The 12,679-nt window shown below is 43.5% G+C and carries 9 protein-coding genes; 6 read left to right on the forward strand and 3 right to left on the reverse strand.

The genetic code is table 11. From position 1 onward, the window contains the following. Positions 1–203 precede the first annotated feature (203 nt). Complete coding sequence (locus IEX80_RS27040; protein ID WP_188834753.1) at positions 204–761, reverse strand: REP-associated tyrosine transposase; 558 nt, start codon at positions 759–761, stop codon at positions 204–206. Between the two features lie 131 nt (positions 762–892). Beyond that, positions 893–1,261: a glyoxalase superfamily protein gene (locus IEX80_RS27045; RefSeq protein ID WP_229701780.1), complete on the reverse strand. Its 369-nt coding sequence runs from the start codon at positions 1,259–1,261 to the stop codon at positions 893–895. Between the two features lie 228 nt (positions 1,262–1,489). Here IEX80_RS27045 and IEX80_RS27050 point away from each other — a divergent pair, with 228 nt between their 5' ends. The 5 genes from IEX80_RS27050 (at position 1,490) to IEX80_RS27070 (ending at position 10,120) form a co-directional block, all read left to right on the forward strand. Next, the gene (locus IEX80_RS27050) at positions 1,490–2,524 is read left to right on the forward strand and encodes a sensor histidine kinase (protein WP_188834754.1); all 1,035 of its coding nucleotides are present in this window, start codon (positions 1,490–1,492) and stop codon (positions 2,522–2,524) included. Further along, positions 2,524–3,225, forward strand: a complete 702-nt coding sequence (locus IEX80_RS27055) for a LytR/AlgR family response regulator transcription factor (protein ID WP_176622262.1) — start codon at positions 2,524–2,526, stop codon at positions 3,223–3,225. Before IEX80_RS27050 ends, IEX80_RS27055 begins: the two co-directional genes overlap by 1 nt. A 420-nt stretch (positions 3,226–3,645) precedes the next feature. After that, on the forward strand, positions 3,646–6,447 hold the full coding sequence (locus tag IEX80_RS27060) for a TonB-dependent receptor (RefSeq protein ID WP_188834755.1): 2,802 nt from the start codon (positions 3,646–3,648) through the stop codon (positions 6,445–6,447). Continuing rightward, positions 6,438–7,250 carry a DUF4249 domain-containing protein gene (locus IEX80_RS27065; protein WP_188834756.1) on the forward strand — a complete coding sequence of 271 codons (813 nt, stop codon included), beginning with the start codon at positions 6,438–6,440 and terminating at the stop codon, positions 7,248–7,250. The genes IEX80_RS27060 and IEX80_RS27065 overlap by 10 nt, the downstream gene beginning before the upstream one ends. A 359-nt stretch (positions 7,251–7,609) precedes the next feature. Continuing rightward, complete coding sequence (locus IEX80_RS27070; protein ID WP_090534211.1) at positions 7,610–10,120, forward strand: TonB-dependent receptor; 2,511 nt, start codon at positions 7,610–7,612, stop codon at positions 10,118–10,120. 194 nt (positions 10,121–10,314) lie between these two features. On the opposite strand, the gene IEX80_RS27075 is transcribed toward IEX80_RS27070, so the two are convergent. Next, positions 10,315–12,123: a MutS-related protein gene (locus IEX80_RS27075; RefSeq protein WP_188834757.1), complete on the reverse strand. Its 1,809-nt coding sequence runs from the start codon at positions 12,121–12,123 to the stop codon at positions 10,315–10,317. Between the two features lie 63 nt (positions 12,124–12,186). On the opposite strand from IEX80_RS27075, the gene rlmH reads away from it, so the two are divergent. Beyond that, a complete protein-coding gene (gene rlmH / locus IEX80_RS27080) occupies positions 12,187–12,660 on the forward strand; it encodes a 23S rRNA (pseudouridine(1915)-N(3))-methyltransferase RlmH (protein WP_129568404.1) in 474 nt (157 codons plus the stop codon). The last annotated feature ends 19 nt before the right edge of the window (positions 12,661–12,679 follow it).

Genomic DNA, 12,679 nt, shown 5'->3' on the forward strand with positions numbered 1-12,679 from the left:
AAATATTCCTGGCAAATTTTTCGCTTAAACTCCTCACTGTACTGGCTCTGCCATTTACCCCCATACACTTTTGAATATCTTTCCATTTTTGTTTACTGATGTGTAAACCTATTTCAGGACAAGACATATTGTCGAAGCACAAGTCTCCAGCTACGCATCCCCGGGGGCTCAAGACTTGCGCTAAAACTCAAAAAAAATGTAAATTAATATGCTACTTCAACTTCCCACAAAATGCCGCCCTTTTCTTCATAATTAGAGGCGCTACTATAAACATATGCTGAAGATTCGTTAACCCATCCTGCTTTAACAGGATTTTGGTGAATATAATTCAACTTTTGATCAAACATATTTGAGTGTGGCTCAATTTCTATTGGGTGGTTTTCTTGTTGCCATAACTGATAATGGGTATTATTCGTATTTGCTTTTCCTGTGTCAGCAAAGAGTTTAAGCATCCAGAGTTTTCGGCTTTCTACCGGATTTTCTATGATCTCCCTGATAATCTTAACAGATGAAAACTTTTTCATATCCCGCATGATGGCTGATAGACTTTGATCCGCTTTTTTGCCTATAAGCAAATGAACATGATTGCTCATAATAACAAACCCATAAATAATTAAACCTTTTTCCTTTATACAATAACGAAAGCTATCAAGTAAGATATCACGATAAATGTTTCTTGTAAAAACATCGACCCAATGAACAACGGCGAAAGTCACGAAGTATATCCCCTCCGGATTAGCGAATTTATATTTAGTACTCACGCACTGAAAATAGTTAAATACAATTATAAATGTATAAAGAAAGCACAAGTGAGCGCCCCTCCAGCCAACCGCACAACACTTGCGCTAAAAAAGGTTCAACGGCAATGATTTTCATAGGATGTATGAATAATCTACCCCTTCAATTCCTCGCTAAAGGTTAACCTGTTGCCAAAAGGGTCATGAACAGTCATGGTGATAGCCCGGTCATTCCATTCGGGCACCTCCAAACCAGGACGGTTATATTTATATTTTTTGGCGATGAGGTGGGCGTGGTAATCCCTTAGCTCACTAAAGTCATCGATCGCTATGTGGCTGCCCGGACTGGCATCGCCATGATGTTCGGAAAGGTAAAGCACTACATCGCGCATGGAAATTTGGATGTATACCGGCACCCCTTCGGGTTTGTGTTCCCAATCGGTTTTAAAGCCAAGCCAGTTGATATAAAATTCACTGGCTTTATCATAATCAAAAATTCGGAGGATGGGTTTTGTTATTGACATAGGTAATTAGTTATTAAACAAATTTAACGGAAAATGCCACCTTTTTTATACAGCGAAACCGCTTGTTTTCAATTAGCTGCCTTCAAATGTTAATAGATGTTAAATATGCCTTGTGCAGCACCTGAAATTAGGTTTCCATACAACAGATACCGTACTTTCGTCGGCACATTTTGCCCCATCGTCTATTACATTGAATGCGGGTTTAAAATGAGGCTACCTTAGCATGATATGTTTAAACGGATAAAGCCGGCGTTGATTATCGAAATTTGTATCCACCTGTTATTTTGGGCATTGATCATTTTTACGCCCATCATTTCCAGGCCGGATATGCGCGGCTTTCCGCAGCCTGCTTTTTCGCTGGGGCACATTATCAGTTTTAACCTGGTGCTCGCGGCCGAATTCTACCTGAATGCGTTTTTCCTTATTCCCAGGATCTTAAAAAATAATTTCTGGCTTTACTTTTTTGCCTTGCTTGCCTCCTTTGTGGTGTTCAATGCAATACTAATGGAAGTACGGCATTATTTCCCTGTGCCTCATTTTCCCTGGATGGGGCATCATCGTCGCCCCCCGGGGCCGTTCCTGGTTATTTTCCCCTTATTATCTGTTACCGCCGGCAGCTTTGCCTATCATTACCTGGCCGATCAGTTTAAGGCTATCAACAAAAAAAAGGATATTGATAATGCATCACTGATCTCTGAACTGGCTTTTTTACGCTCACAAATCAGTCCGCATTTTATTTTTAATGTTATTAACAGTGCGGTGGCGCTTTCGCGTTTAAACCCTTCGGCAGTTGAACCTACACTCATCCAGCTTTCTAAATTGCTTCGTTATATGCTTTATGTAACCGATGCGGAAAAGGTTACGCTTTGCCAAAAGGAAGACTACCTACGCAGCTATATCGAACTTCAGCAGCTCCGGTTCCGTGACCAGGTAAAGGTCAGTTTCAGCTCGGATATCAAAGCTCCCGAAAAAAGTATTGAGCCTATGCTGCTGATCCCCTTTGTGGAAAATGCTTTTAAGCATGGCACGGGCGATATTGAGTCGCCGGCTATAGCCATCACACTTTTTACCGATGAAAAAAACCTGCGTTTCAGTGTACAAAACGTGTACAACCCAACCGAAGAAAGTAAAGATAATGCCTCGGGTATTGGTCTGGCTAATGTTAAACGCCGGCTTGAGCTGTTATACCCCGGCAAACACAATCTATATATCAACAAAAACGAGCAGGCTTATATAGTTATGCTACAACTGGAACTTAAATGATGCGATGTTTAATAATTGACGATGAGCCACTTGCGCTCGACTTGCTGGAAGATAACCTGAAGCATGTAAACACCATACAGGTAGTGGCGCGTTGCCGCAACGCGGGCGAGGCGATCATTGCCATGCAAAAAGAACAGATAGACCTTATCTTCAGCGATATATACATGCCCGGCATCAATGGTTTACAACTCATCAGGAGTTTGACGCAAAAGCCCATGGTGATATTTGTAACCGCTTATGAAAAATTTGCGTTGGAAGGCTTTGAACTTGATGTGGTTGACTACCTGGTTAAGCCCGTACCCTTAGACCGCTTTTTGAAGGCCTGCCACAAAGCGCTCGACTTATATGAGCTTCGCCGCAGTTATGTGCCGCAGCCAACCACTAAAAACTATTTCTTTTTGCATGCTGATTATAACCTCGTTAAGATCAGCTTTGACCAGGTTGAATACATTGAGGGGCTTAAAGATTATATTAAAGTACACCTCATCAATCAGCAAAAACCGGTATTGTCCCGTATCAGCCTCAAAGCTATTGAGCTGCAATTACCGCCCGACCAGTTTTTCCGGGTACATAAATCATACCTCGTTAACCTCGACCATGTATCCCAAATGCGCCGTGCCCGTATCAAACTCATCAATACCGAGATACCTTTAAGCGACGGATATCGCGATGTGATCAACAGGATGATTGGGAAGGTGTAAAGCTTTAACACATAAAAAAACATACCATTGCCACGCAGCGCTCGTAATAGTATACCTTGTAGCCAGAGGCTGCGATCAACGACACTTTCAAAATCCCCTCTTGAGAGGGGGCGCGGAGGGACGAGCGGTTAGCAGGGGTGTGTTTCTGCTGTAGGCTTATCAAAGCAGAGCCCCCCCTTCCGCCCCTCTCAAGAGGGGAATCGCACGTTCCCCCGCTTTCTATTCCTTAAGTTGACGGCTATGCTCTCAAGAGGGGAATCGCACGAGGCCACGCTTTTCATAGTAAAATAATAGGCTACTCTACCAATACCCTACCACACATCCGGGCATCTGGTCTACAGAAAACCTCCCATGGTCGATTTTATTTGAGGCGCTTCAAAACATGGTGCATTTTCGGCATCGAAGAAAATATACCCCTACATGAAGAAATTTTCCCTAATGTTAATAAGCTCCCTGATTTTGTGCGGTACGGTGGCCCATAGTCAGCAAACCCAACAAAAGCTAAAAAAGATTGTAGTTAACCATTTTTTTTCGTGCCCGCTTGATGAGCTCTTTGATACACTGGCCATGAACTATAAAGTCCGCATAGTATTTGAACGGGAGCCTTTACATGAGATGGACGTTGTGGAGCACTTTTTTGAAGAACCGCTTAAAAATGTAATTGCCAAGGTTTGTAATGAAAACAACCTGCATTACTGGATAGAATCAACCGGCACTATCTACATCCTCCAAAACACCGACGATCTGGCGCGGCTGCAAAAACTCAACAAACTCTCACTGCAGGCAGCCAATGCGGTAAAGGCTAAAGAGATTGAGGCGCCCAAAGCCAAACCCAAACATTTTTTGGTGAGTATTAACGGGCGGGTAATTGATCAGCAAACAGGCGAGTCGCTGCCATCGGCTACCGTTAAGATCAGGGGTACCGATCTTAACGTAATGACCAATGCTGATGGTTATTTTACCATGTTCAGGGTACCTTCAGATACATCGGTAGTGGAGGTCTCCTATACAGGTTATCAAACCGATTATTTTAGGCTAAGCAGCGAAAAGCTGAATTCGCCGCTGATCTGTGGGTTGTATTCATCGCTCAACAGCTTAAACGAGGTTACTATTACCGGTAAAAAAAGCGGCGTTATGAATACCGATAGCAGGCAGGTTGGCGTGTTACAGCTTTCGCCGGCCAATTTAGATAAGCTGCCAACCATGGGCGATAAGGACGTACTGCGTGCATTTCAGCTGATGCCCGGTGTAAGCGGTACCAACGAATCGTCATCAGGTGCTTATGTACGTGGCGGTACCCCCGACCAGAATTTGGTTGTGCTTGACGGCTTTACCATTTACCAGGTTGATCACCTGTATGGCTTTTTCAGTGCTTTCAATGCCAGTGCCATTAAGGATGTGCAATTATACAAAGGCGGCTTTACGGCCAAATATGGCGGCAGGCTTTCGAGCGTTACCGAACTCAACGGCAAGGAGGGTAACAAGAATGAAACTAATATTGGTACCGATTTGAGTTTGCTGAGCGCAAGCGGTTACCTGGAAACGCCGCTTTCTGATAAATCGACCTTGCTGTTAGCGGTAAGGCGCTCATACCAGGGGCCGTTTTATAACAAGATCTTTAACCAGTTTAATCAAACATCAACCACGCAGGGCGGCGGTCCGGGTGGTGGTGGCCGGGGCGGATTTGGTGGTGGCGGTTTCGCCAACCAGATTACACCAAGCTCCTACTTTTATGATTTTGATGCCAAATACACGTACAGCATCAGTCAAAAAGATAAGGTATCATGGACTTTGTACACAGGTACAGATAAAACAGATAACAGCAGAGAGCTTGGCCTGCCATCGTTCCTGTCGTCGGGCAGCAGCGGTATCAACATAACCGATTATACCAAATACGGAAACCTGGGCAGCAGTATCAAATGGTTCAGGCAATGGAATAAAAAGCTATATTCAAACAACTATATTACCTATTCATCCTATTTTAATGACAGGAACAGGAGCACTTCGGGCTTTGCACAGATTGATACCAATGGCATTTCGCACACGCTGAGCAACGGAACTTTGGAGACCAACAACCTGAAGGATGTAAGCTATAAATCAGAGTGGGAATGGACAGTTAGTAACAAGTATAAGCTGCTCTTCGGCGGTTTTGCATCCTACAAAAAAATAGACTACGAGTATACCCAGAACGATACCAGCAAGCTTATCAACCAGCATAACAATGCCATGTTAGCGGGTTTCTACACCGAGCTGGCTATCGACCCAAACAATAAATTTCATATTCAGCCTGGTTTGCGGGCCAGTTATTTTGGCCCTACATCCAAGCCTTATTTTGAGCCGCGGCTGTCGGCAAGTTATAGCCTTACCGATAAATTTACCATAAAAGGCGCTACCGGGCAGTTTTACCAGTTTGAAAACCAGGTGATTCGCGAAGATATTTTAGCCGGTAACCGCAATTTCTGGGTGTTATCCAATAACAGTAATATCCCGGTGGGTATGTCAAGGCATTACATTTTAGGCACCAGCTACGAAACGGACGAGCTTTTGTTCAGCGTTGAGGGATACTACAAAACACTTAGCGGCTTAACCCAGTACACTGTAAGGCAAACACAGCCTGACGGCGGCGGTTTCAGGATAGAGGCTAACCAAAATCAAACGCAAACCGTTACCGAAAACTTTTATGAGGGAACTGGTCGTGCCAAAGGCGTTGAATTTTTGGTGCAGAAAAAAATGGGGCGTTATACCGGCTGGATTAGCTATACCCTTGCCCAGGCCCAGAATAAATTCTCGGCTTTTGGCAATGATTATTACGCTGCCGACCAGGATGTGCGCCATGAGTTTAAATCCATTAACATGTACCATTACCAGCGCTGGAATTTTGCTGCTACTTTCCTGTTCAGCACCGGGCATCCTTATACGGCTCCTCTATCCAGCTACACCATTAAAACGGTTGACGGCAACAGCATCACTTACCTCAACATCAGCGATAAAAACGCCGAACGTTTGCCGGCTTATCACCGGCTGGACATGTCTGTGTCATATGACCTGCTGAAGATAGACGGGCATAAAATAGGCTCCATAGGCTTGTCGCTGTTTAACGTTTACAATCATACCAACACCTGGTACCGCGAATACCAGATGCAGAACAACCAGGTTATTACCACCGACGTTAACTACCTCGGCTTTACCCCTAACGTTACATTAAGCTTAAGATGGAAATAAAAACATACATACGATATACATTTTTTGCACTGATAGCCGGCTGCCTGATGATGGCATCGGCCTGCAAAAAAAACTCTTCTGATACTGATGCGGTAAACAAACCTGTTGTTGAAGCATACCTGATTGCCGGCCAACCGCTTTCAGTAAAAGTTTATCAGCAAAAAGACCTGACGGATACTGCTACTTATGGATCGGCCATTACCGGGCTGACAATTAATGTAAGCAATGGTACACAGACTGTAAAACTCACCGAAGGAACAAACGGAACTTACACTTACAGCGATGCCTCGTTCGTAACTGCCGGTAAAACTTATTCCATGCAGTTTACCTATAACAATGTGGTTGTGAGCGCATCAACAGTGATGCCGGGCAAACCAGTTGGATTTAAATTAACCGACAGTGTATTCCATGAGCCTAATACGCTCGATCAGGCTTATAACGATAAGGTGCGCGCTACCATTACCTGGACCAACCCCGATTCGTTACAGCATATGTTGCTTTTCAAAAACACCGATAGTAACCCTTTTGAGATCATAGCGGTAAGGAACAACAGGAACCCAAGCTTCGAGATCAATACCGAACGCGCCTCTACATACAGCATAACGCAAACCACTTTCAAATACTATGGGGCTTATAAAGTAATATTGCTAAGGGTAAACTACGAATACATTAATATATTAACCAGCAATACACGCGGCAGCTCACAAAACCTGGTAAATACCCCAACCAATGTTGTTAACGGGCTTGGTATTTTTACCGCAATGCAGGCCGATACCTTGAATTTGAGGGTAACAACAGAGTAAAATCTGATAACTGGCATTGAGTCATCAGCTGGTGCAAGTCTTGTGTAGTTGCCCCCGGTCCGGGCTGACTTGCGCTTCTCTTAAAAACCGCGTTGAATCCAGATTTACGAAGTTTCAAAACTTCGTAAATCTTCCCTGCTGTTGTCATTTATCTCCCCTAAGTTTTATCACTCGTAATTGACATGGTTTATATATTGTCGCCTCGTCGCAAATCCCCCTTTTAATCCCCCATTGTAAAATCCCCGGTTACATCATAATAGTGTAACTTATACATTACAAATGCACTATTTGTAAAAAAATAAAAATTCAGCATGTAACATTTAAAGTATTTTCGCCTCCAATTACCAAAATAATACTAAATGAAACGTTTTTACATACTTATTGCATTATTCTGCTTCGCGTTATCGGCTCAGGCCCAGTTTGGTGTGGGCGGCGGCGGACCTACAACAACAGGCAGAATATCAGGCACTATCATTGATTCGCTAACCAAAAAACCAATGGACTACGCCTCGGTTGGTTTATATCGCAGCGGGGGCAAATCGCCAATTACCGGTGTTGTAACCGATGAAAAAGGTAACTTTAAATTGGACAATATAAAGCCGGGCGTATATAAGCTGGCTATCTCCTTTATAGGTTACCCAACTAAATATATTGACCAGGTAACCACTACCCCATCAAAACCAGATGCCAAGCTTGGTCAGGTACTGTTGGCCCCAAGCTCACACGCGCTTAAAGAAGTTTCCGTAGTTGGCCAGGCCGCATTAATCGAAAACAAGATCGATAAGATAGTTTATAACGCCGAAAAGGATCTTACATCGGTAGGCGGTAACGCTACCGATGTGTTACAGAAAGTGCCTTTGGTTGCTGTCGACCTTAACGGTAACGTATCTATTCGTGGTGACCAAAACGTACGCGTATTGATCAATGGCAAGCCATCCGGTGCTACATCTGCCAGCTTATCGGATGTATTGAAAACCATCCCCGCCGACCAGATCAAGAGTATCGAGGTGGTAACTTCACCATCTGCCAAATATGATGCAGAAGGTTCGGCCGGTATCTTGAACATCATTACCAAGCAAAAAAATGTTTCGGGTATCAGCGGTTCAATCAGCGGTGGTGTTGGTACACGTCAAAACAACGGCAACGCCAATATCAACTATAACCACAACAGGTTTAGCTTATCGGCAAACGCCGGTGGTAACGCAACGTGGCCTCAAACCTCGCTTACCTCAAGCGATCAGAACTTTAATTATAACGACCCTACCAAACACTATGAGCAAACATCTACCGGAACCAGCCGCGTTAAACGTCACGGCGTAATAGGTTCTGTTTCGGCTGGCTATGATTTTAACGCGTACAACAACTTACGTACTTCTATCCGTTTAAATCAGGGTGGTTTTGATCCGCATTCGCTGTCAACCACAAATCAAACCTATTATTTTGATCACACCAAAGATCAGTCTTACACTTCTGATGGTCGCGGTCACAATAGTTTTGGTGGCTTTGACTGGAACATTGATTACACGCACAAATTTAAAAAAGAAGGTCATGAATTGGACCTGTCTGCACAATGGAGCCATAGCAAAATTGTTACCGATTATACTAACTTGTATTCGGCGGTGTTTGATTCCCTTCAAAACAATATTAACGGTAAAAACAACGAGTATACCATACAAGCCGACTATACTTTACCTGTAAGCAAACTGCTTAAGCTGGAAGCCGGCGGCAAAAACATCATCAGGAGGATAAAAAGTATTTCGGATTATTTTGTACCGGACGGAAACGGCGGTTTTGTATTCAGCGATCCAAACTCAAACAGGTATAATTATAATCAGACAGTTTGGGCCGGTTATACCGTATTAACTTTCTCTCTGCCTAAAGGCTACTCCATCATGACAGGTGCGAGGCTTGAAAATACGGATATTCACGGCGAGCCAATCAATAGTGCTCAAAATCTTAGCCCTTTTGATCAAAACTATAATACGTTTATACCAAGCTTAACTTTTCAAAAGGCGCTTACACCTACTCAAACTATCAAATTATCATATAGCAAGCGTATAACACGCCCAAGCTTACAGTTTTTGAACCCCTTTGTTAACAGGAGCAATATTACAGCGCAAACAGTTGGTAACCCCGACTTAGCGCCCGAAATATCGCAAACAGTTGAATTGGGTTATAACACATTCATAAAATCGTCTGTGATCAACCTGTCGGCTTATTATAAGCATACATCAGGCCTAATTGAAGGTATAGTTGAAAACCTGCCACCTAATGGTGATCAGAACGCTACTTTAACTACCTATCAAAACATTGGTGTAAATAACTCATATGGCGCAAGCTTTTTTGGTTCGGTAACCCCATTCAAGATCCTGACCATACGCGGACAAATCAACGCTTACACTTACAAACCAACCGCTATCGACCAGTTTACGCATCAACAAACACAAACCAATACTTATGTGCAGTACAACGCATTTTTAAGTGCTCAGCTTACACTGCCAAACAACTTTATAGCTGAGGCATTTGCTGTTGAAAATTCGGCACGCCGCACCATTCAGGGCTCAAATCCATCGTTCAGCATTATGGGCTTTGGCTTTAAAAAACAGTTTATGCAAAAGAAACTTGCATTGGGTATTAATGCCATTGAGCCATTCAATACTTACAAAAACTTTAATACCGACATAAAAACACCAACATTTACGCAAAGCAGCAAATTTGCGTTCCCATTCCGTTCGTTTGGTGTAACGTTTAGCTACAGCTTCGGTAAATTAAGCTTCAGCAACCCGCAACAGCAGAAAAAAGGCATCAACAATGATGACATGAAACAAGGCGACCAGGGTGCCGGCGGTTCACCTACAGGAGGCCGATAATCTTTAAGAGTCAAGACTGTTAGAGTCAGGATATAAGAAAAAATTAAAGAGCCGGGAGCGTAAATGCTTCCGGCTCTTTTTCTGAACCAGGATTGTCTGAACTCGAATTTGTTGAATTCATTGAATTGACAGAATTTTAAAATTCGATAAATTCTTAAAATTCGTTTAATTCGAGTTCAGACAAAATCCCGGTTCTATTCTGCGTCCACCTCAATCCCTATCTGTTTAAGCAATAGCGAGGCGTTAAAAGTTTTGCATTCACCGTGCTTGATCTTGTAATCAAACAGCATTTCGCCGTTCACTACCTGGATATCAAAATAAAAATTACGTACGTAATCAGGATATTTGGTTTCGAGATGGGCTATCTGTAAATCGTGAGTGGCTACCATACCCACCGCATTTTTGTGGATGAGCTGCTCGATAACCGCTTTTGAGCCGAGGTATTTATCAACCGAATTGGTACCGCGCAGCATTTCATCAATCAGGAAAAACACTTTAGGCTCATTTTCAACCGCGGCCAGCAGCATCTGCAGGCGGTCAAGCTCGGCCTTAAAGGTTGAGGTGCTTTCATTGAGCGAATCTTTGATGCGCATATAACTGATCATGGTGATCACCGATACCTGCATACTTTGGGCGCAAACAGGGGCACCGCTTAAGGCCAGCACGGTATTAATGCCCACGGTACGCAAAAAGGTGCTCTTACCGGCCATGTTTGATCCGGTGATGATATCAACCTTAAAGGTGTTATCCAGTTCGTAATCATTTTCTATACGTTTGGTGGCGTCAATAAGCGGGTGGGCAATGGCTTTAGCTGTAAGGGTATAGCCCGGCCTGTCGTCAATAACAGGAAAACTCCAATCCGGATAGTTTACGGCCAAACCGGCCAGGCTTAACAGCGATTCAAATTCAGCAATGACATCAAAAGCGGCTTCAAGGCTGTCCTGGTTTTGACGTTTCCAGTTTTCAATGGCGATGATCTGGCGGATATCCCATAAGAAAAACAGGTTGAGCACAAAGCCGATTAACAGGTTAAGATGATAATTAAGCTTATTGATCAACTCCCCCAGTTCTTTTATTTTGGCCGATGTCTTGTCTGTTTTTAGCTGTTGCGCCAGGGTGTTGCTATAACCGGCCTGCCATTGCTGGTCTTCAATGCACTTAAATACATTTGCATAGTTGGATAAAGTATCACCTATTTTACCGGCAATAAGATCGGCTTTGCTGATGTAGGCTGCTTTTGAAAACACCACCCCCATATTAAACAAGCCAACCACGATGGCCGCAAGCTTCACCGGCGAATAAAAATAAGCGACAACCAACAACGCCGTAAACAAGTAAGGCGCTATTTTGGTATAAGCGGCAAGCCATTTTTCGCCTGGCATATCGAGCGGAATGTGCAGGTATTTGAAAAGGTTTTTAAGCTGGTTCACGTCCTGCTTTATGGCGAAAATGAGCCGTGTTTGCAGATCGAGCTTCCAGCTGTGCTTAGCGGCTATTTCTTTAACGGCTTCCTGCCGCTGTAATACGGTTTGCTTGCTTGCCGGGGCATTGAGCCAACCTGCCAGTTTATTATTTCCCGGGGTAGTAGCTGCACGGTTGATGAGCTGGTATAACGATGCATTACCGTAAATATCCAGGTCGGAAGTGTAGAAGTGTTTGTCGTTAGCGTAGCGCGCGCCATCGTTGTAGATAGTTCCGTGGGTTTGGATACTAACTATCTCGTTTTCATTTACCTGCTGCAGATCGTCATAATACTGTTTCTGCTTTTCAAACGCACTTTGTCGCGCTACCAGCCAGGCAAAGGCAAAAACCAGCAATACAAAGGCTATGGCGATAATACTAAAATTATCGAAGTGAATGGCAAAGGCTATAGTTACAGCCACCATGGCAAAAATGCCGAGCCTCAGCAGTGAATAGGTATTGGCAAGCTTTTTATATTTGGCCGCTTCTGCAGCGGCGAGGCTTGCTCTTTGAGTATAATCGTTTATAATTGTTTGTTCCATTTGCAGATAAATTCAACCAAAATAAACACATATATTTTAAATAAACGTTTATTTGTTGCAGATATGAAGATCACGTTCCTTACCGTTGGAAAAACAGAGGATGCCTATTTAAAGGAAGGCATTGATAAATATGTAAAACGGCTAAAACACTATACCAAACTGGAGCTTGCCGAAATCCCCGAGTTGAAGAACACCAAAGCGCTGAGCCCCGAGCAGCAAAAGGCCAAAGAAGCCGAGTTGATCCTCAAGAAAATCACCCCGCTTGATTTTGTGATCCTGATGGATGAGAAAGGTTCTGAATTTACCTCAACCCAGTTTGCAGCTTATATCAATAAAAAAGAAGTTACCACATCTGCCAATTTAATATTCATCATAGGCGGGCCTTATGGCTTTGATACCTCCGTTTACCAGCGGGCTAACGACAAGATCTCTCTTTCGCGCATGACATTTTCGCACCAGATGGTACGCCTGTTTTTTGTGGAGCAACTGTACAGGGCATATACCATTATGAAGGGAGAGCCTTATCATCATGAATAATCCGAACCATGATTTTTAG

Origin of the sequence: Mucilaginibacter rubeus, assembly GCF_014643835.1 — a bacterium.
Lineage (GTDB): Bacteria > Bacteroidota > Bacteroidia > Sphingobacteriales > Sphingobacteriaceae > Mucilaginibacter > Mucilaginibacter rubeus.

Coding starts and splice junctions, on each gene's coding strand:
- IEX80_RS27045 (WP_229701780.1), bottom strand. CDS start 1,261: ATGTCAATAACAAAACCCATCCTCCGAATTTTTGATTATGATAAAGCC.
- IEX80_RS27050 (WP_188834754.1), top strand. CDS start 1,490: ATGTTTAAACGGATAAAGCCGGCGTTGATTATCGAAATTTGTATCCAC.
- IEX80_RS27055 (WP_176622262.1), top strand. CDS start 2,524: ATGCGATGTTTAATAATTGACGATGAGCCACTTGCGCTCGACTTGCTG.
- IEX80_RS27060 (WP_188834755.1), top strand. CDS start 3,646: ATGAAGAAATTTTCCCTAATGTTAATAAGCTCCCTGATTTTGTGCGGT.
- IEX80_RS27065 (WP_188834756.1), top strand. CDS start 6,438: ATGGAAATAAAAACATACATACGATATACATTTTTTGCACTGATAGCC.
- IEX80_RS27070 (WP_090534211.1), top strand. CDS start 7,610: ATGAAACGTTTTTACATACTTATTGCATTATTCTGCTTCGCGTTATCG.
- IEX80_RS27075 (WP_188834757.1), bottom strand. CDS start 12,123: ATGGAACAAACAATTATAAACGATTATACTCAAAGAGCAAGCCTCGCC.
- rlmH (WP_129568404.1), top strand. CDS start 12,187: ATGAAGATCACGTTCCTTACCGTTGGAAAAACAGAGGATGCCTATTTA.